We start from the raw sequence: 24,789 nt of genomic DNA, 5'->3' as shown, positions 1-24,789 counted from the left end.
ATCCCCTGCGCCGCGGCCTCCTATTGACGCCGCCCGGGGGTTATTAGTAAGGTTGACTAACTATCCATGGCAGCGTCCGCACGATCTGAGCAGGGGGGGGTCATCCTGGTGGCCGATATCGGCGGGACCAAGATCGGCCTTGGGCACGTAGGGGTTGCGGGGGGGGCCAGCGGAGGAAAGCCCTGGGAGATGACCAAGCTCCCCACCGACCTCATCCGCACCCCCACCCCGGTGGAGTCGCTGGCGGGCCTGCTCGAGGTCTACGCGGCGGAGCGGGGGCTGGTTCCCCAGGCCGCGGTGCTGGGGGTGCCGGTGAGCCTCGACCGCGACCTGGACAGGGTGCTCTCCGGCCCCAACACCCCCCAGCTGGAGGGAATCTTCCTGGCCCGCGAGCTGGGGCGTCGGCTGGGATACCCGGTCTACCTCGAGCGCGACATCGCCCTGTTGCTCCTGGGCGAGTACCGATCGGGGGCGGCCCGGGGAGCGGGTTCGGTGCTGGGGGTATTCTTCGGCACCGGGGTAGGGGCAGCGCTGCTCTTTGGTGGGAGGCCCTACCGGGGGCACTCGGTGGGCCTCGAGATAGGCCACATCCCCATCCGCGGCGAGGGCCGGGTGTGCGTGTGCGGCAACCGGGACTGCCTCGAGGCCTACGCCTCGGGCCACACCCTCACCGCGCTTTCGCAGCAAGCGGGTATTCCCGTGGCGGAGCTGTTCCTGCGCCGCCGGGAAGACCCCGCGCTGGACCGGGCCTTGCAGGAGTTCGTGCGCGACGAGGCCTACGCGGTGGCCACGGCCATCAACCTCTTCGACCCCGAGGTGTGCGTGGTGGGCGGGGGGATCCCCCGGATGGCGGGCTACCCCAAGGAGGCGTTTGCCCGCACCGTCCTCGAGCACCTGCGCCGCCCCTACCCGCGCGAGACGGTGCGCCTGGCGTGGGCCGAATTGGGATCGGAGGCCGTGCTCTACGGCGCGCGGGCGGTGCTGGAGGAGCGCAACCCAGCCCCCCCTGCCGAAGCGGAGCCAGACCATGGTCCTGCTGGGAATTGACCTGGGGAGCAGCTTTATCAAGGTGGGGGCCTTCACCCCGCAGGGCGAGGAGGTGGGGCTGATCCAGGCCCCTACCCCCCTGTACCGCACCGGAACGGCCCAGGGCCACTACCTGGCGGAGGAGCTATGGGAGAGCGTAGCGGGGCTGACCCGCGAACTGCTGGGGAGGATCGGCCGGCCCGAGCGGCTGGGGGCGGTCGGGATCAGCAGCTTTGGCGAGTCCGGGGTGCTTTTGGGTCGGGATGGCCGGCTGCGCCACCCCGAGGTGATGGTCTGGTACGACGAGCGCCCCCGGCCCATCCTCGAGCGCCTGAGCCAGCGCACCCCGGCCCTCGAGCCGGCCCGGCTGCGCCGGCGTACCGGTCTGCTGCCTGACCCCACCTACAGCCTGGGAAAGCTCCTGTGGCTGCGGGCGGAGCACCCTGAGCTGTTCCAAGACGGCCCCCGCTGGACCTCGGTGGCCGACTGGATCGCCTTCCGCCTCACCGGCGCGTTGCAGATGGGCCTGACCCAGGCTTCGCGCACCCTGCTCTTTGACCTGCGGGAGCGCCGCTGGATGGAGGACCTGTTGCTCGCGCTGGACCTGGACCCGGATCTGCCGGCCCCGTTGCGGCCGCCCGGCGCCCCCATCGGCCGCGTGACCCCGGAAGCCGCACGGCAGACCGGGCTGCCTCCGGGCCTTGCGGTGATGGAGGCCGGACACGACCAGGCCTGTGCGGCGGCGGGGCTGGGCGCGCTGGAACCGGGGAGCGTCATCAACGCCTGTGGCACCGCGGAAACCCTGCTCCAGGTGATCGGCCCGGAGGGCCTGGACCGGGCCCTGCGCTCGAGCACGGCCATCGTCGGCCACCACGCCCTCGCCGGGCACTACTACCTCATGGCCACGCTGCGGGCTTCGGGGTCGGTCTTCGATTGGTGGGTGCGCATCCTGGACGGGGCGGGGGAGGGCGCCGAGGCCGTACGCCCGCGCCTCACCCAGGCCGCCTCCCGGGTTCCCCTGGGGGCGGAGGGGCTGCGCTTTGTCCCCCACCTGGGCCCGCTCAGCGACGATCCGGGCGAGGCCGCCCTGCCGGGCGGGGTGTTCTGGGGCCTGCGCGAGTCCCACGGCCCGGGCCACCTCGCTCGGGCCCTGATGGAGGGGCTTTCCTTCGAGAGCTACCGGCTTTTGCAGCGCCTGCGGGAGGCCGGGGGAGAGGAGGGGAAGGGCCCCATCCGGGCTGCGGGCGGCCCCACCGCCAACGCGCTGTGGATGCAGATCAAGGCCGAGATGCTGGGAAGGCCGCTGGAGGTCTACACCTGCCCCCACGCCGCGGCCTGGGGGGCAGCCTTCCTGGCCTGGCGGCACCTGCGGGGGCAGGCTGGGCGGGCCCGGGGGCTGAAGCCGCGCGCCCGCTTTATCCCCCACCAGCCGGAGGCCGCGGCCCGGTTACGGCGCTCCTATACGCGCGTGCTGAAGGCGCTGACCCAGGCCCAAGCCGCACTTGCCGAGGAGAACCCATGAGCCCTCCGAAAGTCGTCACCCTAACCCTAAACCCCGCATTAGACCTGAAGATGGTGGTTCAGGCTCCCCGTCTGGGCGCGCTAAACCGGGCCCAGGCCATGGAGGTGGAGCCCAGCGGCAAGGGCATCAACGTGGCCCGGGCGCTGGCCCGGCAGGGCATCCCGGTGCGGGCGGTGGCCCCATTAGGGGGAGGCTTTGGCCTGGCCATAGAGCGCTCGTTGCAGGCCACCCCCAACCTCGAGCTGGCCAGCGTGAAGATCGCCGGTGCCACCCGCGGCAACTTCAAGGCCACCGACGTGGAAACCGGCGAGGTCACCGAGTTCAACGCCCCCGGCCCCACCCTGCGGGAGGAGGAGCGGATCCGGGTCGAAGCCGCGGTGCTGGACCAACTGGAGGCGGGAGACCTGGTGGTGTTGTCCGGCAGCCTGCCCGGGGGGGTTGGCCCGGAGGTGTACGCCGATCTGGCGCGACGGCTCCAGGCCCTTGGGGCCAAGGTCCTGCTGGACACCGGCGGGGAGGCCCTGCGCCAAGCCCTTCCTGCCCGGCCTTTCCTGGTCAAGCCGAACCGGCTCGAGGCCGAGGAGTTGCTGGGATGGCCCATCGGTAAGGAGGACGCCCTGCGCGCCGCCAGGCACATCCAAAAGCTGGGCGCCCAGCACGTGGTGCTCTCCCTAGGGGGGGAGGGGGCGGTTTTCCTGTCCCCTCGAGAAGCCGTGCTGGCCTTCCCCCCCCGGGTCCGGGTGAGGAGCACCGTCGGCTGCGGGGATGCCCTGCTGGCCGGGGTCGTCGCGGGGATCCTCCAGGGGTGGCCCTGGCAGGAGGTGGCCCGCTACGCCACCGCGCTGGCGGCGGCCCGGGCCGCCGGGGAAGGGGTGGAGTTTCCTGAGCGGGACCAGACCCAAGCCCTCCTAGGGGGAGTGAGGCTCGAAATCCCGGACGCCGGACGGCCTTGACACCCCACTACAACTCGTAGTAGGTTATCGGCCAGAAACCACAATATGTGGTTTCCCTACCGGTGCCAGGGGAAGTGCGGTGCAATTCCGCCGCTGTCGCGCAACGGTAAAAGCCCGAATGCCTGCCCGAGTAGGTCCCCGAGTCCTCGCGCAAAGGACGGAAAGGATCGATGATGACCGTTCCCTGCACAACCTAGCCCGGCAGCCCCTACCCGCCGCGCTGCGGCGGAGCAGGCTACGCCTATGGCCATACGCCCTTCTGCCCACCTGAAGTGGGCGCACGGGGGAGGTTTTGCCTTCGTATGTTGATCGTCTACGCTTCAAAAACCGGTAATGTGGCCCGCTTCGTGGAGCGCCTGCCGCTGCGGAGCCTGCGCCTTCGGGACGGGGAGGAGCGGGTGGAGGAGCCCTGTGTGCTGGTGACCTACACCACCGGCTTCGGGCAGATCCCCCCGGAGGTGGAGCGCTTTGCGCAGGAGAACCGGCCGTTCATCCGGGGGGTGGCGGCCAGCGGCAACCGCAACTGGGGGGTCAACTTCGCCCGCGCGGCGGACCTGCTGGCCGGGCGCTACGGCTTTCCGATCCTGCTCAAGTTTGAACTCGCGGGTACGGAAAAAGACCGCTTGCGCCTGCTCGCGGCGGCGGCGAGCCTGGCCGACGATCCCACGCCGCGCCTTGGCGCAGCGCGGGACGGAAGCGCTGACGCGCCACCCCGCCTGCCGGCGGCTGTGCACCGGGCGGGCAGGGCTGCTTTGCGAAGCAAACACTAGGCTGCTTTGCGAAGCAAACACTAGGAGGAGAACCTTGCGTTACCTTGAACTCAACAGCGCCGTACTTCACAAAAAGGACGGATTTTTCCAGCTGGAGAAGGACCTCGAGGCGGCCCAGGCCTTCGCCGAAGAGGTAAAGGCCCGGCTGCGCCGTTTCGCCGGGCCCATCGAACGGATGCAGGCCCTCATCGCCGAGGGGTACTACGAGGATTTCTTCCGCCTCTACCGCAAAGAGGACCTGCTGGAACTCTCCGACCTGGCCTACAGCTACGGCTTCCGCTTTCAGAGCTTCATGGCCATCTCCAAGTTCTACAAGGACTACGCCCTGAAGTCCGACGACAAGCGGCACTACCTCGAGCGCTACGAGGACCGGGTGCTGGCGGTGGCGCTGCACCTGGCGCAGGGCGACGTAGAAAAAGCCCGCGCCTACGTGCGGGCCATGATGGAGGGGCGCTACCAGCCCGCCACCCCCACCTTCCTCAATGCGGGCCGGGCCCGGCGCGGGGAGCTGGTCTCGTGCTTTTTGCTCGAGCTCGACGACAGCCTCAATTCCATTGGCTTCAACCTGAACGCGGCCATGCAGCTCTCCAAGATCGGCGGGGGGGTGGCCTTGAACCTCTCCAAGCTGCGCGCCCGGGGGGAACCCATCAAGGGCGTGGCCCACGCGGCCAAGGGGGTGGTGCCGGTGGCCAAGCTGCTGGAGGACGCCTTCAACTACGCCGACCAGATGGGCCAGCGCAAGGGCGCGGGGGCGGTGTACCTCAACATCTTCCACTGGGACGTGGAGGAGTTTTTGGACACCAAGAAGATCAACGCCGACGAGAAGAGCCGCCTCCAGACCCTCTCGCTGGGCCTGATCGTGCCGGACAAGTTCTTCGAGCTGGCCCAGGCGGGCCGGGAGTTCTACGTCTTCGCCCCCTACTCGGTCTATCAGGTCTTCGGCGAGCACCTCGACGACATGGACCTCGACCGCATGTACGAGCGGCTGGTGGCCCACCCCGAGGTGAAGAAGCGGCCCCTCGAGGCCCGCCAGATGCTCACCCGCATCGCCCAGACCCAGTTCGAGTCGGGCTATCCCTACATCGTCTACCGCTCCAACGCCAACCGGGTCCACGCGCTGCGGCGGCTGGGGCAGATCAAGATGTCCAACCTCTGCACCGAGATCTTCCAGCTCCAAACCACCTCGCAGATCGGCGACTACGGCCAGCCCGACCGGATCGGCTACGACGTGAGCTGTAACCTGGGCTCGCTCAACATCGCGGGCGTGATGGCCTCGGGGAAGCTGCAAGAGAGCGTACATACCGCCATGGACGCCCTTACCGCGGTGAGCGACCTCTCCGACGTGCGGAACGCCCCCGGAGTGGGGCGGGCCAACCGGGCCTTCCATGCGGTGGGGTTGGGGGCCATGAACCTGCACGGCTACCTGGCCAAGAACCACATCCCCTACGAGTCGGAGGAAGCCCGTGACTTCGCCCGCAGCTTCTTCGCGGCGGTGAACTACCACTCCCTCGAGCGCTCCATGCACATCGCCCGCGAGCGGGGGGTGCGCTTCGAGGGCTTCGAGAACTCCGACTACGCCAGCGGGGAGTACTTCGAGCGCTACGAACACACCGACTACCGCCCCCGCACCCAGGCCGTGCGGGAGCTGTTCGCCGGGATTCCCCTCCCCTCCCCCGCCGACTGGGAGAGGCTCCGGAGGGAAGTGCAGCAGCACGGCCTCTACCACGCCTACCGCCTGGCCATCGCCCCCACGGCCTCCATCAGCTACATCCAGAACGCCACCCCTTCCATAGCCCCCATCGTGGACGTGGTGGAGACCCGCACCTACGGCAACGCCACCACCTACTATCCGGTGCCCTACCTCTCCGAAGAGACCTACTGGTACTACAAGTCGGCCTACCACATGGACATGTACCGCGTGATCGACTTGGTGGCCGAGATCCAGCCCCACGTGGACCAGGGCATCAGCACGGTGCTCTACGTCACCAGCGAGACCAGCACCCGCGAGCTGGCCCGGCTGTACGTCTACGCCTGGAAGAAGGGCCTCAAGAGCCTCTACTACACCCGCACCCGGAACCTCACGGTGGAGGAGTGCCTGGCCTGCGCGGTGTGACGGCCTACCGGAGGCCGTATAGCCGGGCCTAGAAAGGAACCAATATGCCTGTTGCCGTCAGCAATCTGGGCTTTCCAAGAATCGGTCCCAGACGGGAGCTCAAATTCGCTTTGGAGGAGTTCTGGTCTGGAAAAACCTCCGCCTCCGCCCTGCGGGAGGTGGCGCGTGGCCTGCGCAAGGCCAACTGGGCCAGGCAACACGCCCTGGGTATCACCCACCTCCCCAGCAACGACTTCTCGCTCTACGACCACATGCTCGATACCAGCGTCATGGTGGGGGCGATTCCGGCCATCTATGGTTGGAGCCGGGGCGAACCCTCGCTGGAGGTGTACTTCGCCATGGCGCGCGGCAGCGCAACCCTCAACGCCGGGGGCGTGCCCGCGCTCGAGATGACCAAGTGGTTCGACACCAACTACCACTTCATGGTGCCGGAGCTGGAGGCAAACCAGAATTTTCAACTGGCCGCCACCAAACCCATCGACGAGTATCTGGAGGCCAAAGCCTTGGGCTACCAGACCCGGCCAGTCCTGGTGGGGCCCGTAACCTACCTCAAGCTCGCCAAGAGCACACCCAAGGCCCTGAACCCCCTCACCCTGATAGACCGCTTGGTGCCGGTCTATATCGAGGTGTTGCGCCGCTTGTACGAGCACGGGGCCCAGTGGGTACAGATGGATGAGCCGGCCTTGTCGCTCGACCTGGATGAAACTGCCCTTGGCGCTTTCCGCACGGCCTATACAGCCATAGCCAGGGCAGTGCCAAATTTGCGCGTTCTCCTTACCAGCTATTTTGGTGGGTATGGAGATAACCTCGAGCTCGTACTCTCGCTGCCGGTCGCCGGTATCCACCTCGACCTAGTGCGCGCCCCCGACCAGCTCGAGCCAGTGTTGCGGAAGGCCCCGGCAGAACTCACCCTCTCGCTCGGGGTGATAGACGGGCGCAACGTCTGGCGCTCGGATTTGCCGGCCATTCTCGACCGGCTCGAGCCCGTGGTGGAGGCGCGGGGGGAGGAGCGGATAATCGTGGCGCCGTCCTGCTCCCTTCTGCACGTACCGATCGACCTCTCCCTGGAGACCGCCCTTGACCCGGAGTTGAAGTCCTGGCTGGCCTTCGCAATCCAGAAGCTAGAGGAGCTCTCGATCCTGGGCCGCGCCCTCAACCAGGGGCGCGAAGCGGTAAAGGACGAGCTGGCGGCTTCGGCGGCGGCGGTTATCGCGCGTAAAACCTCGGCCAAGGTCTACGATCCTCAGGTGCGAGACCGCCTGGCCCGGATTACCCCCGAGATGACCCGCCGCAAGAGCCCTTTTCCGCTGCGGCGCAAGGCCCAGCAAGCCCACCTTGGGCTGCCCCTCTTCCCGACCACTACCATCGGTTCCTTTCCCCAGACCGGCGAGGTGCGCAAGGCCCGTGCGGCCTTCTCCAGGGGCGAGCTGAGCGCCGAGGGGTACACCGGCTTCCTCAGACGGCAGGTAGAGGAGGCGATCCGCTGGCAGGAGGAGATCGGCTTGGATGTTCTCGTGCACGGGGAGTTCGAGCGCAACGACATGGTGCAGTATTTTGCCGAGCGGCTCGAGGGCTATGCCTTCACCCAGCACGGCTGGGTGCAAAGCTACGGCTCGCGCTATGTGCGCCCCCCGATTCTCTTTGGCGATGTATCGCGCCCCCGCCCGATCTCGCTGGAGTGGTCGAGCTACGCCCAGTCGCTCACGCATAAGCCGGTGAAGGGCATGCTGACCGGGCCGGTGACCATGCTGCTATGGTCTTTTGTGCGCGATGACCTCCCGCGCGAGCAGGTCTGCCGCCAGATTGCCCTGGCCCTTCGCGATGAGGTCATTGACCTCGAGCGGGCCGGGATTCGCGTCATCCAGATCGACGAGCCGGCCCTCCGGGAGGGCTTACCCCTGCGGCGGGCCGAGTGGGATCACTACCTGGCCTGGGCGGTGGAGTGCTTTCGCCTCTGCTCCTCGGCCGTAGCCGACGAGACCCAGATCCACACCCATATGTGCTACTCCGAGTTCAACGACATCATACGGTCCATTGGCGATATGGACGCCGACGTCATCTCAATCGAAGCCTCGCGCTCAAAGATGGATCTGCTCGAGGCCTTCACCGCTTACCGCTACCCCAACCAGATCGGGCCGGGAATCTACGACATCCACTCTCCGCGCGTACCCCCTGTTTCCGAAATGGTCGCGCTTTTGCAGAAGGCCCTGCAGTACCTGAGGCCGGATCAGCTCTGGGTCAACCCCGACTGCGGCCTGAAAACCCGCCGATGGGCGGAGGTGAGGCCAGCCCTGGTCAACCTCGTGGAAGCGGCGCGGCAACTCCGGGCAAAGCCGGAGCACAACCCACAGGAGCCTTTATGAGCGAAGTTCTCTCCCCTCAGGATCCTTTCCAAGCGGTCAACTGGAACCGCCCCGACGACCCCTACACCAAGATGTTCTGGGACCAGAACGTGCGGCAGTTCTGGGTGGACGAGGAGATCCCCCTGGCCGACGACAAGCTCTCCTGGATGACCCTGGGCCCCGCCGAGCAGCGCGCCTACGAGGAGGTGCTGGCCGGGCTCACCCTTCTGGATACCGTGCAGGGTGGGGTGGGGATGCCGCAGATCGCCCGCTGGGTGCCGGGCCTGCAGGCCAAGGCGGTGCTCTCCTTTATGGGGGCCATGGAGCACATGCACGCCAAGAGCTACAGCTCCATCTTCTCCACGCTGTGCACCTCGGAGCGCATCGAGGCCCTGTTCGACTGGGTGCGCCACCAGCCCGAGCTGCAGGCCAAGCTGGCCCTGATTCACAGGGCCTACACCGAAATCCAGGACCCGGGGAGCCTCTACCGGGCCATGGCCGCGAGCGTGCTTCTGGAGTCCTACCTCTTTTACTCGGGTTTCTTCTACCCGCTATACCTGGCCGGACAGGGGCGGCTCACCAGCTCGGGCGAGATCATCAGCCTGATCCTCCGCGACGAGGCCATCCACGGGGTGTACGTGGGCCTGCTGGCCCAGGAGGTGCGCTCCCGCATGGGCGAGCGGGAGGGGGAAAGGGCGGGCCGGGCGGTGCTGGAGATGCTCGAGCGGCTGGACCGGCTCGAGGCCCGCTACACCCAGGCGCTCTACGCCCCCATCGGCCTGGAGGAGGCGGTGCTCCGCTTCTCCCGCTACAACGCCGACAAGGCCCTGATGAACCTGGGGTTGGAGCCCTACTTCGGGGTGGAGGCCGAGGACGTAAACCCGGTGGTGCTGGCCGGGTTGCGCACCGAGACCAAGCACCACGACTTCTTCTCCACCAAGGGCAACGGCTACGTCAAGGCCCTCCGGGTCGAGCCCCTCTCCGATGCGGACTTCTACTTCCCCGAGGAGGCCCTCCGATGAGCCGGGCACCGGGCGGGGCGGGGCTCGAGGCCGGCGTGAGGGCCGAGACCCGTACCGTTCACCTGGTGCGCCCCGGCGACTGCAACCACTACGGCAGCCTGTTCGGGGGTACGGCCATGGCCTGGATGGACGAGGCCGCTTTTGTGGCCGCGACCCGACACGCCCGCGGCAAGGTGGTGACGGTGCATGCCGACGCCATGGACTTCCGCCATCCGGTGCCGCAGGGCTCGATCGTGGAGCTGGTGGCCTGGGTCAAGGAGGTGGGAAAGAGTTCGATGCGGCTCGAGGTGGAGATGTGGGTGGAGCCGATGGAGCGCGACGAGCGGCGGTTGGCCTGTCGGGCGGGGTTTGTCATGGTGGCGGTGGGGCCGGATGGGCAGCCCATCCCGGTGTTCTCTGGTCACCCGCGCGGGCCTTAGGCCAGCCTTCTTGCGGGGGCAGAGGGGGTGGGCGGGGGCCGCTGGTTGCCGCATAAGGGATAAGCTAGAGAACATGACCCGGAGGGCCCTATCGGCGCTTCGCGCGGGATTTCGCTCCCTCGAAGTGCGCAACTATCGCCTCTACTTCTGGGGCCAGCTGATCTCCCTCACCGGAACCTGGATGCAGAGCACCGCCCAGGCCCTATTGGTGCTGCGCATTGCCGATACCCCCGCCGCGGTGGGGCTGGTTGCGGGGTTTCAGTTTCTGCCCTCTTTGCTGTTTGTGCTGCCCAGCGGGGTGTGGGCTGACCGGAGCGATCGCTACCGCCTGATCTTCTGGAGCCAAACCCTGGCCATGCTGCTTGCGGCGGTCTTCGCCGCCCTGGTGAGCTGGGGGCATATCCGGCTGTGGCAGATTTACTGGCTGGTGTTCCTGCAGGGCACGGTGAACGCGGTGAGCCAGCCGGTGCGCCGGGCGTTCGTGGTCAACCTGGTAGACCCTGAGCGGCGGGCCAACGCGCTGGCCCTCAACTCGGCCGCGTTCAACGGCTCGCGGGTGCTGGGACCGGCGCTGGCTGGGCTTTTGATCGGGCCGCTAGGGCTGGCGGCGATGTTCTGGCTCAACGCCCTGAGCTTTCTGGCGGTATTGGTGGGCTTACGCCTCATGGACATGCGCAGTTTGCCGGCGCCGAGGCGCGGGGGGCGGGTGCGGATCTGGAGCGAACTGGGCGAGGGGCTCGGCTACCTCTGGCGCCATCCGGAGCTGCGCCGCCTGACCTTGCTGGTGGCCTTTATCGGCACTTTTGGGTACAACTTCACGGTGATCCTGCCCTTGGTAGGGGGGTACGCGCTGCACCTGCAGGACAAGAGCGCGGAGTACGGGGGACTGGGGGCGATGCTGGGATTCGGTTCGCTGGCGGGGGCCTTGTTTACCCTCTACGGCGGGCGGCCAAGGCTGGGCCGGCTGTTATGGATAGCGGCGCTCTTTGGCGGGGTCTTAGGGGGGCTCGCGCTGTCCCCCTCGTACCTGGCCAGCAGCCTGCTGCTGCTGGGGTTGGGCCTGAGCGGGGTTTTTTTCTCCACCCAGGCCAACAACTTCCTCCAGCTCGAGGCCCCCGACGAGCTGCGGGGGCGGGTGAGCAGCGTATACCAGCTGCTTTTGCTGGGCAGTACGCCGCTGGGGGGTCTGTTCATCGGGGGGGCCTCCCATCTCCTCGGGGTCCAAGCGGCGCTGCTTCTGTGCGCGGTACTCTGCTGGGTGGGGGTGACCCTAGCCCTGCCCAAGCCCGGCTAGAGCTCCATTCAAGCCCCTGGTGCGGAAAAAGGGCTGGAGAGGGTGGGAGGGCTTGACAAACTGATAATGAGTTTTCATTATCTATACGGGGGCGGAAGCCCGGGACCAGGGCCCACCCTGGTGCTTTGCACCGCCCTGGCCGGAATAGCCCAACCGGGAAGGAGAGGAAGACTGAGTGCGGCGATGTTGATGGTTTTGGCTTTTGCCCTAGCTCACGGCGACGAGGCCCACCCGAACCACGGGGGGCTCCACCGCCTGGTGGTGGCCGACGCCCGGGAGGCTTTGGTGCGGGTTCTAGACGAGGAGGGCAGGGAGCTTGGCCGCTTCACCGTGCCTGCCCCGGCGACCCTCTACCCCCTCCCCGGCGGCCAGTACGCCCTGGCGGTGCACCGGGAGGGGAAGGCGGTGAGCTTCCTTTGGGGCGGGCTCGGCTTAAAGGACCACGGGGACCACCAGGACGTCCACCTGGAAAACCCCTACGTGGCTGTCACCCTCCGCACCGGGCCCAAGCCCACCCACGTGGCCCTGGGAGGGGAGTTCCTCGGGGTGTTCCACGACGGGGACGGGACCGTGGCCCTTTTTGACCTCCGCCGCCTGGGCCTGGACCTCACCCCCCGCCTCCTGGCCACGGGCGGGGCCGACCACGCCTCCATGGCCTTTCTCGGGAACCTCCTTCTCGTAGGCGGGCTGGAGGGCGGCCGGGTGGAGGCCTACACCCTTGGGGGGACCAGGGTCCTCGCCCTCCTCCAGGCCTGCCCCAGGCTCCACGGGAGCGCCACCAAGGGGGAGGTGGCGGCCTTCGGCTGTGCCGACGGAGTGCTGCTGGTGGAGCGCCGGGGGCAGGGGCTTCTGGGCCGGAAGGTGGCCTACCCCCAAGGGACCCCGGAGGGCGCCCGGGTGGGAACCCTGGTGGCCCATCCGCAAAGGCCCCTTTTTGTGGGGAACCTGGGCCAGGGGCTGGCCCTTGTGGGGAACTCGGGGGTCCGGGTGCTACCCCTCCCGGCCAACCCCCTCCGCTTCGGCTTTGACCTCGAGGGGGAGGTCCTCTATGTCCTCACCGCCGACGGGCGCTTCCTTAAGGTGGACCCCGAGGCGGGGCGAGTAGTGGGAAGCCTCGAGGCCATAAAACCCCTTCCCCAGGACGCCCCAAGGCCAGGCCTCGCCCTAGGGCACGGGGTGGCCTACCTCTCCGACCCCACCCTGGGCCAGGTGGCGAAGGTGGACCTCGAGGCCTGGCGGGTGGCTGCAAGGTGGGACGTGGGCGGGATCCCCTCCTCCTTGGCGCTATTGGCCGCGGAAGGGGCGGCGCACTAGGGGGTAACCATGCGGGTGGCCTACGTGCTTTCCAGTCCCAGGGCGGCGAGCCACAAGCTGGCCCAGATGATCCTGCCCCAGCTGGAGGTCGGGGTCCACGGGGTGGAGGGGGTGGAGGTGGGGTGCTTCCCCGACCTCTACCGGGGGTGGACCAAGTGATCACCCTTTAGCCAAGACCTCGGCCTTTGGGGCGAGCCGCCGGGGCCGGAGGAGAGTTAGCCCCACCTCCTGCCCCGGTTGGGCCTCGAGGCGCACCCAGGCCTCCCCCTGGGGCAGGCGGACCCGGCACAGCACCTCCCCCCGAACCTCCCGCCTCTCCAGCACCCGGGCGCAAAGGGGGCCTCCCGGGGCTACCTCCTCGTAGCGGAAAGCCAAAAAGCCTTCCCCGTCCGACAGCACGTTGGCCCGGCCAAAAGCCAGGAAAGCGGCTAGCGACAGCGGCCGCTCGTAGACTTCCCGGGGCGGCCCCACCTCCAGAAGCCTCCCTCCGGCCATCACCCCTACCCGGTCCCCCAGGAGCATGGCCTCTTCGGGGTCGTGGGTCACGTGCAAGGCGGTGGTCCCCGTCTCCTTGAGAAGGGCCCGCACCTCGAGGCGCAAGCCTTCCCGGAGCACCGGGTCCAGGGCGCTGTAGGGCTCGTCCAGGAGGATGACCTGAGGTTTCCGGGCCAAGGCCCGGGCCAGGGCTATGCGCTGCTTCTGCCCGCCGGAAAGCTCCCCGGGCCGCCGGTGGGCGTGATCCAGAAGCCCCACCCGCTCCAACAAAGCCAGGGCCTCCTTGCGCTCGGGGTGCGGCATCACCAGGAGGAGGTGCTCCAAGGCGGTGAGGTGGGGCCAAAGGCCCAAGTCCTGGAAGACATAGGCTACCTGGCGTCGCTCCGGGGGCAGGCGGGTCACCTCCTTCTCGGCCAGGACCACCCGCCCCCGGTCGGGGAGGAGAAGCCCCGCTACCAGGTTAAGGAGGGTGCTCTTGCCGCTTCCCGAAGCCCCCAAAAGGACCAGGATCTCCCCGGGGATCACCTCCAGCTCCACCCCGAAGACCCCCATCCCCGCGCCGAACGCCTTGGTGACCCCCTCGAGCCTCACCACCTTTTTCCTCCCAGGGCAAAGAGCGCGGTGGCCGAGAAGAGGCCCAGGCAGAGGCCCACCGCGGCCACCTCCCGGTAAAGCCCTCCGTTCAGGGCGCTGAGGACCGCGACCCCTACGGTCTCCGCCCCCGGGGCGTAGAGGAGGGCCGAGAGGGTGACCTCGGCGAGGGCCAGGGGAAAGACGAGAAAGAAAGCGGCCCGGGCCTGGGGCAGCAGGAGCGGGTAGCCCACCCGGAGCCAGGCCCGAAGGGGGGAGAGGCCGTGCACCCGGGCCGAGACCACCCCGGCCTCCACCCGCGCCCCCGCCTCCAAGGCCCGCAGGGCGAGGCTGGCGAAGTGGAGCAGGTAGGCCAAAAAAAGCAGCCAGACGCTGGCGTAAAGCGGGGTGGGGGCCAGGAGCAGGATCAGCCCCAGGCCCAGGAGGGTGCCCGGCAGGGTGTGATGGAGGTCCAGGGCCGCCCGCACCCGGCTTAGGGCCCCGGGGAAGGGCCGCAGGGCGAGGGCCAGGAGGAGCAGGGCGGAGGCGCTGGAGACGGCCAGGAGGAAAGAGTTCCCGAGGCCCTGCCGCACCAGAGGTAGCTCCAGGGCTGCGCGGAAGGCCGGCTCCCAGGCCCCGGTGTAGGGGTTGAAGAAGGCTTCCCGAAAGAGGCCCCAGGAGGCCAGCAGTAGGGCCAAAAGCGCGTAGAGGGCGAAGGCCAGGCGGAAAAGGGGCCTGGGGGCCAGGCCTTCTTTCGAGGCGGCTTCCAAGATGGGCCTGGGGCGGAGCAGGAGGGCGGGCAGGGCCAGGAGGCCCAGCCATAGGCCCATGGCCATGGCCTCGCCCAGCGGGTCCTGGCCGAGGGGGCTGTTGAGGCGGGCGTAGGCCAGGGTGGGGAGGACGTAGACCCGCTGGGGCAGGCCCAAAACCGCAGGGATGCCGAAGTTCCCCAGGAGCGCCAGATAGACCAGTCCTCCCGCCGCGAGGAGGGCCGGGAAAAGCGGGGGAAGGAGGACCCGAAGCCGTCGCCCGCTCGCCACCCCGTGGACCCGGGCTGCCCGCAGGAGGGGGAGGAGGTGCTCCAGGGAGGGGCGGAGAAGGGCATAGGCCATGGGGGCGTAGTGGAGGGTCCAGCCGAGGAGGATCCCCCCCACCCCGTAGGCCTTCAGGCCGAAGGACTGAAAGGTGAAGAGGAGGCCTATCCCGGTGACGAAGGGCGGAATGTAGAAGGAGAGGAGGAGGAGCGCCTCGAGGCCCCGCCCCACCCCGCCCCAAAGGGCCAGGAGGGCTAGGCCCAGCGCCACCCCTAGCACCAGCAGGGTTCCCGCTAGGGCCAGGAGGAGGCTGTTCAGGGCCACGTCCCAGGCCTCGAGGGCGGCCCCCAGGTGCTGGGCTCCCCGGACGGAGAGGACCAGAAAGGGTAGGAGGAGGGCAGGCAGGGCCAGGGCCCAGGGGAGAGGGAGGTACCTCGTCATCGGCGGAGGTTGAAGAGGGCGTTGAAACGCTCGAGCAGATCTGGGCTAGCCTCCTCTCCCCGCAGGGAGACCAGGCGGGCTGGGGCTCCCTTGGGCCTGGGGGCGTCCGGCATCACCGGATAGTAGCCCCGCTCGGCGAAGATGGCCTGCCCCTTGGGGGAGAGGAGGAAGGCCAAGAACCGTTCGGCCATGAGGGGGTTCTTGCTCCACGTAGGGATCCCGATGGGGGTGGGGGCCAGGATGGCGCCATCCTGCGGGTAGACGATGGCGAGGGGAGCCCCCTTCTCCAGCTCCTGCCGCACCCCGTAATCGTTGGTGAGGGCGATGGCGTACTCCCCCCGGGCCAGCTTCTGCTGGAGCACCGGGTTGGACTGCTCTACCTGCATCCCGTTGGCCCCCAGGCCCTCGAAGTAGCTGAGGCCGTACCGCCTGCCCAAAGCCCCCAGGGCCATCAGGGCGGGCCCCGAGTAGTTGGGGTCGGCCATCGCTATCCGGCCCTTGTAGCGGGGCCGGGAGAGGTCTGTCCAAAGGCGGGGCCATTGTTCCTCGGGTAATGCCCGGGTGTTCACCGCCAGCACGTTATAAAGAAGGCGGACTTCGTAGTACTTGCCCCCTTCGTAGACATACTGGAGGGGTAGCCCCGGAAAGGTAGGGGGCACGCGGCGGAGCAGGTTTTTCTGGCTAAGTTCCCGGAAGAGCCCTTCTCCCACCAACCAGATCAGGTCGGGTTGGGGGTTGCCCGCCTCCAGCTCCGCCCGCAGCTTGGCTGCCACCTCTCCCGCCCCTGAACGGAAAACCTTGACCTCCACCCCTGGCTCCACGCTTCGGAAACCCTCCAAAAGGGCATTCACATCGGGGAGCTGGGCCCCGGCCACGTACAGGGTGAGGCTGCTTTTGGATACCTGGGCGAAGGCCAGTGGAAGGAAAGCGAGCAGGAAGAGACAGCGCATCGCCTACCTCCTAAGCCCCATGAGCTCGTTGAACCGCCCCAGGATGGCCGCATCGGCGAAGCGGGCCCGGACGCTCACCACCTTCTCCGGGGCTCCCCCGGGTCGGGGAGCATCGGGCATCACCGGATAGTAGCCCCGCTCGGCGAAGACCCGCTGGCCTTCGGGGGAGAGGAGGAAGCGGAGGAAGCCCGCGGCGGCCTCGGGGTTTTTGCTCCAGGAGGTTACGGCGATGGGGGTGGGTACCAGGATGGCCCCGTCCCTGGGGTAGACCACCTCCAGCGGAGCCCCCTTGGCTATCTCCTGCCGCAGGCCGAAGTCGGTGGTGATGGCCAGGCCGTACTCCCCTCGAGACAGCTTCTGCTGGAGCACCGGGTTGGACTGCTCTACCTGCAAGCCGCTCTCCTTCAAACGCCTGAAGTAGTCTACGCCCAGGCGATCCGCTAAGGTCCCCAGCGTGGCCAGCGCCCCGCCGGAGTAGTTGGGGTCGGGCATCGCCAAGAGGCCCCGGTACTCGGGCCTTAGGAGGTCCTGCCAGGAGGTGGGGACCTTGGGCAGCCTCTGGCGGTTCACGCCAAAGGCGTTGTAGAGAAGGCGCACCTCGTAGTAGAGCCCCCCGCCCGGTGCGTACTGCAAAGGGTAGCCCGGCACCGTGGGAGGTACCCGACGGAGCAATCCCTTAGCCGCCAGCTCTTTTAGAAAGTCTTCGTTGGCGAACCAGATCAGGTCGGGTTGGGGGTTGCCCGCCTCCAGCTCTGCCCGCAGCTTGGCCACCACCTCTCCGGTGCCCGAACGGAAAACTTTCACCTGTACCCCCGGGTTTCCCCGCTGAAAAGCGGCCACCAAGGCGTTCACATCCGTCAAAACCTCGGAGGTGTACAGGGTGAGGCTTCCCTGGGCGGCGGCCATGCCCAGCAAAACCAAAGCGGCGAGGAGCTTTCTCAGGCACATACGATGGGGACTCTATTCCGGGTATGTCATGTCTTTGTATGCTACCCGGTGCGCCCGCGACCATCGCCCGAGGCTCGGCGGCGGACATGGCCGCCGCCTTCGAGGACGGCGCGGCGATTCAAGGCGGTTCGGCGGTACTGGCAGAAGGTGCGGGCAAAGGTTAAGCCGCCGTCGCGGGAGAACCCCCGCATGTCCCGACATGCTCCGGTACAAGGCGGAGCTTGCGGGTATCGTCGTGCGCGACGACGTTGACGAGCGGGGCACCTCCCGCACCTGCCATGGTTGCGGGAAAGCGCGCGAGGCAAGCCGGATTCATCGCGGGCTGTACCGCTGCCCATGCGGGTGGACGGCCCAAGCGGACGTGAACGGCGCGCTGAACATCTACGAGCGCGCATTCCAGGTATCTCCCATCCAGGGGAGTAGTGGCCGCGTGGCGCGGCCCGTGGTCTTGTCATTCCGGCCGGGGTGGCATACGGTCCACGAACCGAAGCGCAGGTCGGACCTGCGTGCCTCTTGAGGAGGCCCCCGAATGAATTCGGGGGAGGACGTCACAGGTTCTATAGCGAGGCCGCGGAGCTTCTGGACGTGGACTCCGCCACCTTATTTCCTCCCCGGCCCGAGCAGCTCGGTTTGATCCTCGGCCTCGACCCCACCCACCCTCTCCAGGGCTGCTCAGCCGCCCGTTCGGGGTGGGCGCCTGGAAGCCTCCGGTGACCGAGAGCCAAGGCTTTACTGCCAGGGTGAGCTTTGCGGCTCGAGAGGAGTTGCGCCGGCAGGGGTTTTTGGTATACCATATCGGTATTCCAAAGGAGGTTTCATGAGCCCATCCCAAACGGGGGAAGCCTATCGGCAGCTGCGGCGCCGCATCCTTTCTCTGGAGCTCCGCCCCGGGGAGGCTTTGGGCGAGCGGCGCCTCGCGGGACTGCTGAGGGTCTCCCGCACACCCGTCCGCGCTGCCCTGGAGCGCCTGGCCCGCGAGGGGCTGGTGCGCCGCTTTGGGCGAGGCTACGTGGTGGCTCCCCTCGACCTGGCCGAGCTGGCCGAGGCCTTTGCCTTCCGCAGCGTACTGGAGGCAGCCGCGGTGCGCTGGGCCGCAGCCCGCCACGCGGAGGTCCTCGAGGCGGCCGGGCTCCTGGACCGCCTGGAGGAGGCCCCCGACCCCGAGCGGGAACTTGAGCTGGCTACCGAGTTCCACCTGGCGCTGGCCCGGCTCGCGGGCAATCGCTTTCTGGTCGAGGCCCTGGCCGGGGTGCTGCCCGGCATCTACCGGGCCCGCTTCGTGGAGGCCTTCTCCCCCGAGGGGCGGGCCCAGGCCCACCGGGAGCACCGCCGGATCCTAGAGCTGGTGCGGGAGGGGCGCGGCGAGGAGGCGGCCGCGCTGGTCCAGGCCCATCTGGAGCGCGCCTATGTCCGGCTCCTGGAGAGCCTGGAGCGGAGCTACCGGGGGCTGCTGGCCGCCGGGGCGGAGGTGCGCAGGTGAGCGCGCTGGCGGGGATCCGGGTCCTCGAGCTCGGCAGCTTTATCGCCGGCCCCTTCGCGGCCCAGCTCCTGGCCGACCACGGGGCCGAGGTGATCAAGCTCGAGCCCCCGGAGGGCGACGCCATGCGCCGGTGGGGGGTCCACCTCAAGGACGGGCAGTCCCTGTGGTGGCCGGTGATCGGCCGCAACAAGAAGAGCGTGGTCCTGGACCTGCGCCAGCCCAAAGGCCGCGCGCTCGCCCGCCGGCTGGCCCTTCAGGCTGACGTGCTCATCGAGAACTTCCGTCCCGGGGTGCTGGAGCGGCTCGGCCTCGAGCCCCCGGGCCTCCTCGCCGAGAACCCCAGGCTCATCGTGACCCGGGTTTCCGGCTTTGGCCAGCAGGGCCCCTACCGGGAGCGGGCCGGGTTCGGCAGCGTGGCCGAGGCCGTAGGTGGCCTGCGCTACCTGGTGGGCTTCCCCGACCGGCCCCCGCCGCGGGTGGGGCTTTCCATCGGCGACAGCCTGGCCGGGCTCTTCGCCGCCTTCGGCACCCTGGCGGCCTTGCGTGCGCGCGAGCTCAGCGGGAGAGGTCAGGTGCTGGACGTGGCCCTCACCGACGCGGTGATCGCCGTCCTGGAGAGCGTGCTCACCGAGTACAGCGCCACCGGAAAGGTGCGCGAGCGCACCGGCAACATCCTGCCCGGGGTGGCCCCCTCCAACCTCTATCCCACCCGGGACGGGCGCCACATCCAGATCGGGGCCAACGCCGACGGGCCTTTCCAGAGGCTCTGCCAGGCCATGGGCTGCCCCGAGCTGGCCGAGGACCCCCGTTACGCCACCCATCGGGCCCGGGGGGAGCGCCAGGGGGAGTTGGACGAGCGCATCGCCCGGTGGACCCGGAAGTACACCCTGGAGGAGCTCGACCGGCTGCTCCGGGCCTACGGGGTGCCGGCCGGGCCGGTGAACAGCGCCCGGGAGGTGGTGGAGGACCCGCACTTCCGCGCCCGGGGGGCGGTGGTAGAGGTGGAAACCGCGCTGGGAAAGCTCGCCATGCAGGGGGTGGTGCCCAGGCTCTCGGAGACCCCCGGGCGCATCGCTTGGGCCGGCCCTCCCCTGGGGGCCCATACCCGCGAGGTGCTGGGGGATCTGCTGGGCCTGGGGGAAGCGGAGATGGAGGCGCTGGCGGAGGAAGGGGTGGTGGCATGGCCAAAGCTGGGCTAGGGCTAAAGCTGGCGGTGGAGCTCGCCGGGGTGGCGGTGCGCTTCGGCGGCTACACCGCGGTGGAGGGGGTGGACCTCGAGGTCGGCGAGGGGGAGTTCGTGGCGGTGGTAGGGCCCACCGGCTGCGGCAAGAGCACGCTGCTCAACGTGGTGGCGGGCCTCCTCCCCCCGAGCGCCGGAGAGGTGCGCGCCTTCGGCCTGGAGGTGCGGGGCCTCAACCCCCAGGTGGGCTACCTCTTCCAGCAGGACGCCCTCCTGCCCTGGAAGACCGCCCTGGACAACGTAGCCCTCCCCCTGGTCTTCCGCGGCACCCCCCTCAGGGAGGCCCGCGAGCGGGCCCGACCCTGGCTCGCCAAGGTGGGCTTGGAGCGCTTCGCGGACCGCTATCCCCACCAGCTCTCCGGGGGCATGAAGAAGCGGGTGGGCCTGGCCCAGGTGCTGATCGGGGGCCCCAGACTCCTCCTGATGGACGAACCCTTCTCGGCCCTGGACGTGCAGACCCGGCACTTGATGGAAAACGAGCTCCTGAGGCTCTGGCAGGAGGACCGCAAGAGCGTGATCTTCATCACCCACGACCTTGAGGAGGCCATCGCCCTGGCCGACCGGGTGGTGGTGATGTCGGCGGGACCCCGCTCCCGGCCCATCGGCGCCTTCGCGATCCCCCTGGCCAGGCCCCGCGACGTGGCCGAGATCCGGCTCACCGAAAGCTTCCTGCGCATCCACCAGGAGATCTGGGGGCTGCTGAGGGGGGAGGTGCAGAAGGGCTATGCCCGCGAGGATTAGTGTCCGCCTGTGGCAGCTGGGTATCCTGATAGCCTGCGTGGGGGTTTGGGAGTGGGCTTCCCAGAGCGGGCGCATCGATAGGTTCTTCTTCTCCCAGCCCAGCCTGATCGCCGGGCGGGTAGTCCGGTGGTTCGCCGAGGGCGAGGTCTACCGCCACCTCTGGATCACCTCGGCGGAGATGCTCCTGGCCTTCTTCGTGGGGACCTTGTTGGGGGTGGTGATGGGGTTGTGGCTGGCCCTGTTCCCCACGGCTTCGGCGGTGCTAGATCCCTACATCAAGGCCCTGAACTCGATCCCCCGCATCATCCTGGCCCCCATCTTCACGCTGTGGTTCGGACTGGGGATGCTCTCCAAGGTGGCCTTGGGGATTACGCTGGTCTTCTTCGTGGCCTTCTTCAACACCTACCAGGGGGTGAAGGAGGTCAACCCGGTGGTCCTGGCCAACGCCCGGCTGCTCGGGGCCGGCGGCGGCCAGCTTCTGCGCCACGTCTACCTGCCCGCGGCGGCGAGCTGGATCTTCAGCTCCTTGAGGACCTCCATCGGCTTCGCGGTGATCGGGGCGGTGGTGGGGGAGTACCTGGGGGCGGCTGCCGGGCTCGGCTACCTGATCGCCCAGGCCGAAGGGGTGTTCGACACCACCGGGGTCTTCGCCGGTATGGCGGTGCTGATGGCGTTTGTGCTGGTGCTGGACTTTTTGGTGAGCCTGGTGGAGCGGCGGCTTCTCGTCTGGCGGCCCCAGGCAACGGAATCGGCGCGGTAGGAGGTAGGGTATGCGGAAACTTTGGGTACTGGCACTCTTGGCTCTGGCCCTCCTGGGCGCGGCCTTCGCCCAGGAGAAGAAGCGGGTGGTCCTGGCGGTGGGCGGCAAGACCGCGCTGGTCTACCTGCCGCTCACGGTGATCGAGCGGCTCGGACTCTTCGAGCAGGAGGGGCTGGAGGTGGCCATCCAGGACCTGCAGGCCGGCTCGCGGGCGCTCGCGGCCCTCAACGGCGGCAGCGCCGAGGTGGTGATGGGTTTCTACGACCACACCATCCAGATGCAGGCCCAGGGCCGGGACATCGTGGCCTTTGTGGAGGTGGGTCGCTACCCTGGGGTGGTGCTAGGGGTGCGCAGCGACCTGGCCGATAGGGTGCGGGGGGTGGCCGACCTCAAGGGCCTCAAGGTAGGGGTGAGCGCGCCGGGGAGCTCCACCCACTTCTACCTCAACCACTGGCTGATCAAGGCCGGGCTCAGGCCCACCGACGTGGCGGTGATCGGGGTGGGCACCGGGGCCCAGGCCGTTGCGGCCATCGAGCGCAAGCAGATAGACGCCCTGGTCAACGTGGACCCGGTGATCACCCTGCTGCAACAGCGGGGGCTGATCAAGGTGCTGGCCGATACCCGCACCGCCGCCGGGGCCCGGGCGGCCTTCGGCGGCGAGTACCCGGCGGCGGTGCTCTACACCACCCGGGCCTGGCTGGAGAGAAACCCCGACACCGCCCAGCGGCTGGTCAACGCCGTGGTGAAGGGGCTGCGTTGGTTACAGGGCAGGAGCCCGGAGGAGATCGCCCGGGTGCTCCCCGAGGAGTACTTCCTGGGCGACCGCGAACTCTACCTGCAGGTCTTGAAGAACTCCGCCGAGATGTTCTCGGCCACCGGCCGCTTCAGCGATACTGCCCCCTTGAGGCCCTTGGTGGTGCTCTCCGGCTTCGACGAAAAGGTGGCCAGAATCCAGATCGACCTCAAAAAGACCTATACCAACGCCTTCGTGGACAAGGTATCCCGGCAGTGAACTTCCGCCTGCGTGACCTAACCCTGCGCGACGGCCTGCAGAGCCAGGCCAAGGTGCTCCCCACAGGGGTCAAGGTGGAACTCTACCGGCGGCTCCTCGCCGCTGGGGTCCGCGAGTTCCAGGTGACCTCCTTCGTCTCCCCCAGGCGCCTGCCCCAGTTGGCCGACGCCGAGGCCCTCTGGGAGGCCCTGAGGCCCTTCGAGGGGATCCGGGACGCCCTCATCGCCAACCTCAGAGGCTACGAGCGGGCCCGTGCGGCGGGGGTGGGGCGGGTGGAGATGGTTCTGGCGATCTCCTCCATCTATCACCAAAAGAACACCGGTAAGACCCAGGAGGAGACCTGGCGCGAGGTGGCCGAGGTAGCCTGGCGAGCCCCTTTGGCCGGGGTCCAACTCTCGCTGGCCCTGGCCAACGCCTGGCACTGCAGCTTTGCGGGGGAAACCCCCGAGGGCGAGTTCTGGCGCTGGGTGGAGGGGGCGGCCCGGCTGGGGGTTGAGGAGGTCGGCCTGGCCGACACCACCGGCCAGGCCCGGCCCGAGGCGGTCTACCGCCGGGTCCGGGCGGTGCGCGAGGCCTTCCCGGAACTTACGGTGCGGGTTCACCTGCACGACGCCGGCTGGGGGCTGGAGAATGCCCAGGCGGCCCTCGAGGCCGGCGCCCAGGCCCTGGACGCCACCTTGGGCGGCCTGGGGGGAAGCCCCTTCGCCGGCGAGGTGGGGGGTAACCTGGCCTTGGAGCGCTTGGTGGAGGCCGGGTTGGCGGGTTTGGGGTCGGCGGCCCTCGAGCAGGCGAGGAGCTGGCTCCAGGGCCAGCTTGCCGCAAAATAAACGGGCGTGCCCCAAGGGCCGCTTCAGGGCGGGGGCGGTGCCCACCTGGAGCGAAGGCGGTCGGCATTGCGCCGTGTCGACTAAAAGCGGCGGCCAGTCATAAGAAATCCCACTGATTCATTCCCTCAGCACCCTCCCGGCCACCAATGGAAGAGGGTATGGCTACGAATGAGGTCCGGCTGGGTCTGCAGGTAGGCGTAACGGGCCTCCACCTTCGCCCAAAGCTCCTCCTCCGTGTCCACCCGCCCGTTGGCCACCAGAGGCCATACCCGCGCCCTGCTGCGCGGCGAAAGAAGCCTCTCCGCCGGCTGCACTACCCGCAAAAGCCTCCTCTCCCCAGATCCCCGCAACCGGGCAAAGCGCCTTAGCACCTCTTGGTGTTCCCCTGTCGAGGAAGCAGCCGAGAAGGCTTCGGCGTCCACCGTGGGCAGCAGCCAAAACTCGCTCTCCCCTGCCGTACACGTACAGCCAGCGGTACCGCGGCCGCACCCAGGCCAAGGGCGTCACCCGTCGGTACACCAGCTTCAGCCCCAGGCGAGGCTCATCCAATGCCCAGAGCTCCAGCCAGAGCCAGGAGAGCGGGGAAGAAGAGTTTTGGCGTGCCAGCGGGCCCGCTCCAGGGGGTCTTCGCTTTCCCGGTAGAGGGCGTGCAGGTTGTCCGGATGATGCCGAGGATTGAAACCAGGTACTGCGGCTATAGTGAAATACAGGAGACAATACATGGATGACCGGAAACTAAATCCCTTGCGGCTAGCCTTGCTGGTCTCCATAGCCCTCTACTTTGCCTCCATCAGTCTGCGCCTACCGACCAAAAACCCGTCTGAGACTATCCCCCAGGCGACCCAAGCCCCTTTACCCCAACTCCAGGCTCGCATCGACAGCTGTCACGCCCACATCAGCGAAGCTACCGCCAGCACCCGAGAGTTGCGCCTGAAGGTGAGTGGAACCGCTGAAACCCTCCGGGTCAGCTACGACGGTGGCATGATCGTGAAGGCCACCGAAGAAGTGTGCAGTGGGGGAGAGTGCCGCGTCTTTACCCCCGCTGCCTCCAAAACTATCCAACTCGACGGTTGCCCCGCCATAACCCTGCCCTGATCGCAATTGTGTGATCCGGCTAGTGCGAACGCCAGCAAGCAGTGGCAGTCTCCGCCTTGGTCGCGTGGGAGCTGTGGCAGGGCTACCAATTGGCCGTCCCTATTTACACAATTTTTCCCCTACTCCCCGGTGGCCTCTTTGCCCCTTCCCTTCCGTGGGGGTGGGAGATGAAGGTAGGGGGCCGTACCGGTGGGTGGAGCTCCACTTTGGGTGGACGGAGGTAGCGGTGGAGGGGCGACGGCTTTCCTCGGTGGTCAGCCGGGTACCGGCGCTGGGGAGGCGGGGTTCGTGGTGGCTTTTGACCAGCCTGCCGGTGGGGCCTTTCAAGGGTTTTTGCTGGAGCTTGGGGGCAAGCTAGGGCTTGTTGGCGAAAGGGGGGGCTTTCGCTTGCTAAACCGCCAGGTAACCCAGGAGCATCTGG

The 24,789-nt window shown here is 68.2% G+C and carries 25 protein-coding genes, 1 pseudogene and 1 riboswitch; of the genes and pseudogenes, 21 read left to right on the top strand and 5 right to left on the bottom strand.

Annotated features, from left to right (window positions below; translation table 11 throughout):
• The first annotated feature begins 66 nt into the window (after window positions 1-66).
• The 11 genes and pseudogenes from DNA98_RS16125 to DNA98_RS16075 form a co-directional block, all read left to right on the top strand.
• A complete protein-coding gene (locus DNA98_RS16125) occupies window positions 67-1,047 on the top strand; it encodes an ROK family protein (RefSeq protein ID WP_110532417.1) in 981 nt (326 codons plus the stop codon).
• Window positions 1,028-2,548 carry an L-fuculokinase gene (locus DNA98_RS16120; protein WP_110532416.1) on the top strand — a complete coding sequence of 507 codons (1,521 nt, stop codon included), beginning with the start codon at window positions 1,028-1,030 and terminating at the stop codon, window positions 2,546-2,548. Before DNA98_RS16125 ends, DNA98_RS16120 begins: the two co-directional genes overlap by 20 nt.
• A complete protein-coding gene (locus tag DNA98_RS16115) occupies window positions 2,545-3,501 on the top strand; it encodes a 1-phosphofructokinase family hexose kinase (protein ID WP_110532415.1) in 957 nt (318 codons plus the stop codon). Before DNA98_RS16120 ends, DNA98_RS16115 begins: the two co-directional genes overlap by 4 nt.
• A 31-nt stretch (window positions 3,502-3,532) precedes the next feature.
• Window positions 3,533-3,646: riboswitch (cobalamin riboswitch) on the top strand.
• 157 nt (window positions 3,647-3,803) lie between these two features.
• Complete coding sequence (gene nrdI, locus DNA98_RS16110; RefSeq protein ID WP_110532414.1) at window positions 3,804-4,271, top strand: class Ib ribonucleoside-diphosphate reductase assembly flavoprotein NrdI; 468 nt, start codon at window positions 3,804-3,806, stop codon at window positions 4,269-4,271.
• 34 nt (window positions 4,272-4,305) lie between these two features.
• Window positions 4,306-6,384 carry a class 1b ribonucleoside-diphosphate reductase subunit alpha gene (gene nrdE, locus DNA98_RS16105; protein ID WP_110532413.1) on the top strand — a complete coding sequence of 693 codons (2,079 nt, stop codon included), beginning with the start codon at window positions 4,306-4,308 and terminating at the stop codon, window positions 6,382-6,384.
• 44 nt (window positions 6,385-6,428) lie between these two features.
• Window positions 6,429-8,747, top strand: a complete 2,319-nt coding sequence (gene metE, locus DNA98_RS16100) for a 5-methyltetrahydropteroyltriglutamate--homocysteine S-methyltransferase (protein WP_110532412.1) — start codon at window positions 6,429-6,431, stop codon at window positions 8,745-8,747.
• The gene (nrdF, locus tag DNA98_RS16095; RefSeq protein ID WP_110532411.1) at window positions 8,744-9,748 is read left to right on the top strand and encodes a class 1b ribonucleoside-diphosphate reductase subunit beta; all 1,005 of its coding nucleotides are present in this window, start codon (window positions 8,744-8,746) and stop codon (window positions 9,746-9,748) included. The genes metE and nrdF overlap by 4 nt, the downstream gene beginning before the upstream one ends.
• Complete coding sequence (locus DNA98_RS16090; protein WP_110532410.1) at window positions 9,745-10,167, top strand: acyl-CoA thioesterase; 423 nt, start codon at window positions 9,745-9,747, stop codon at window positions 10,165-10,167. The genes nrdF and DNA98_RS16090 overlap by 4 nt, the downstream gene beginning before the upstream one ends.
• A gap of 73 nt (window positions 10,168-10,240) precedes the next feature.
• A complete protein-coding gene (locus DNA98_RS16085; RefSeq protein WP_158531667.1) occupies window positions 10,241-11,461 on the top strand; it encodes an MFS transporter in 1,221 nt (406 codons plus the stop codon).
• Between the two features lie 183 nt (window positions 11,462-11,644).
• Complete coding sequence (locus tag DNA98_RS16080) at window positions 11,645-12,775, top strand: hypothetical protein (protein WP_110532408.1); 1,131 nt, start codon at window positions 11,645-11,647, stop codon at window positions 12,773-12,775.
• Window positions 12,776-12,784: 9 nt separating this feature from the next.
• A pseudogene (locus DNA98_RS16075) lies at window positions 12,785-12,910 on the top strand (sulfur reduction protein DsrE); the annotation flags it as partial.
• A 24-nt stretch (window positions 12,911-12,934) separates the two neighbouring features.
• Here DNA98_RS16075 and DNA98_RS16070 read toward each other — a convergent pair.
• The 4 genes from DNA98_RS16070 to DNA98_RS16055 are packed head-to-tail and all read right to left on the bottom strand — an operon-like array spanning window position 12,935 to window position 17,213.
• Window positions 12,935-13,864, bottom strand: a complete 930-nt coding sequence (locus DNA98_RS16070; protein WP_110532407.1) for an ABC transporter ATP-binding protein — start codon at window positions 13,862-13,864, stop codon at window positions 12,935-12,937.
• A complete protein-coding gene (locus tag DNA98_RS16065) occupies window positions 13,858-15,315 on the bottom strand; it encodes an ABC transporter permease (protein ID WP_110532406.1) in 1,458 nt (485 codons plus the stop codon). Before DNA98_RS16065 ends, DNA98_RS16070 begins: the two co-directional genes overlap by 7 nt.
• On the bottom strand, window positions 15,312-16,265 hold the full coding sequence (locus DNA98_RS16060) for an ABC transporter substrate-binding protein (RefSeq protein WP_110532405.1): 954 nt from the start codon (window positions 16,263-16,265) through the stop codon (window positions 15,312-15,314). The genes DNA98_RS16065 and DNA98_RS16060 overlap by 4 nt, the downstream gene beginning before the upstream one ends.
• Window positions 16,266-16,268: 3 nt before the next feature.
• Window positions 16,269-17,213, bottom strand: coding sequence for an ABC transporter substrate-binding protein (locus DNA98_RS16055; protein ID WP_110532404.1), 945 nt, complete (start codon window positions 17,211-17,213; stop codon window positions 16,269-16,271).
• A 38-nt stretch (window positions 17,214-17,251) separates the two neighbouring features.
• Between DNA98_RS16055 and DNA98_RS18375 the strand changes: the two genes are divergently transcribed.
• The 8 genes from DNA98_RS18375 (at window position 17,252) to DNA98_RS16020 (ending at window position 23,273) form a co-directional block, all read left to right on the top strand.
• The gene (locus DNA98_RS18375; protein WP_255418292.1) at window positions 17,252-17,377 is read left to right on the top strand and encodes a hypothetical protein; all 126 of its coding nucleotides are present in this window, start codon (window positions 17,252-17,254) and stop codon (window positions 17,375-17,377) included.
• 35 nt (window positions 17,378-17,412) lie between these two features.
• A complete protein-coding gene (locus DNA98_RS16050) occupies window positions 17,413-17,730 on the top strand; it encodes a transposase (protein WP_233493260.1) in 318 nt (105 codons plus the stop codon).
• A 300-nt stretch (window positions 17,731-18,030) separates the two neighbouring features.
• Complete coding sequence (locus DNA98_RS16045; RefSeq protein WP_110532403.1) at window positions 18,031-18,693, top strand: GntR family transcriptional regulator; 663 nt, start codon at window positions 18,031-18,033, stop codon at window positions 18,691-18,693.
• Window positions 18,690-19,892: a CaiB/BaiF CoA-transferase family protein gene (locus DNA98_RS16040; RefSeq protein ID WP_110532402.1), complete on the top strand. Its 1,203-nt coding sequence runs from the start codon at window positions 18,690-18,692 to the stop codon at window positions 19,890-19,892. Before DNA98_RS16045 ends, DNA98_RS16040 begins: the two co-directional genes overlap by 4 nt.
• Window positions 19,874-20,674, top strand: a complete 801-nt coding sequence (locus DNA98_RS16035) for an ABC transporter ATP-binding protein (protein WP_110532401.1) — start codon at window positions 19,874-19,876, stop codon at window positions 20,672-20,674. The genes DNA98_RS16040 and DNA98_RS16035 overlap by 19 nt, the downstream gene beginning before the upstream one ends.
• Window positions 20,658-21,434, top strand: a complete 777-nt coding sequence (locus DNA98_RS16030; RefSeq protein ID WP_110532400.1) for an ABC transporter permease — start codon at window positions 20,658-20,660, stop codon at window positions 21,432-21,434. The genes DNA98_RS16035 and DNA98_RS16030 overlap by 17 nt, the downstream gene beginning before the upstream one ends.
• 10 nt (window positions 21,435-21,444) lie before the next feature.
• Window positions 21,445-22,446: an ABC transporter substrate-binding protein gene (locus DNA98_RS16025; protein WP_110532399.1), complete on the top strand. Its 1,002-nt coding sequence runs from the start codon at window positions 21,445-21,447 to the stop codon at window positions 22,444-22,446.
• Window positions 22,443-23,273, top strand: coding sequence for a hypothetical protein (locus DNA98_RS16020; protein WP_110532398.1), 831 nt, complete (start codon window positions 22,443-22,445; stop codon window positions 23,271-23,273). Before DNA98_RS16025 ends, DNA98_RS16020 begins: the two co-directional genes overlap by 4 nt.
• Window positions 23,274-23,398: 125 nt before the next feature.
• Here DNA98_RS16020 and DNA98_RS16015 read toward each other — a convergent pair whose 3' ends face one another.
• Window positions 23,399-23,596, bottom strand: coding sequence for a hypothetical protein (locus DNA98_RS16015; RefSeq protein WP_199489409.1), 198 nt, complete (start codon window positions 23,594-23,596; stop codon window positions 23,399-23,401).
• Window positions 23,597-23,993: 397 nt separating this feature from the next.
• On the opposite strand from DNA98_RS16015, the gene DNA98_RS16005 reads away from it, so the two are divergent.
• Together DNA98_RS16005 and DNA98_RS18255 are read left to right on the top strand one after the other, a co-directional pair.
• Window positions 23,994-24,368, top strand: coding sequence for a hypothetical protein (locus tag DNA98_RS16005; RefSeq protein ID WP_110532396.1), 375 nt, complete (start codon window positions 23,994-23,996; stop codon window positions 24,366-24,368).
• Between the two features lie 193 nt (window positions 24,369-24,561).
• A complete protein-coding gene (locus tag DNA98_RS18255; RefSeq protein ID WP_233493259.1) occupies window positions 24,562-24,726 on the top strand; it encodes a hypothetical protein in 165 nt (54 codons plus the stop codon).
• Window positions 24,727-24,789: the final 63 nt, after the last annotated feature.

Source organism: Meiothermus sp. Pnk-1 (assembly GCF_003226535.1).
Classification (GTDB): domain Bacteria; phylum Deinococcota; class Deinococci; order Deinococcales; family Thermaceae; genus Allomeiothermus.
The sequence above is the reverse complement of the archived record's forward strand: the minus strand, read 5'-3'. Positions and strand labels throughout refer to the sequence as shown.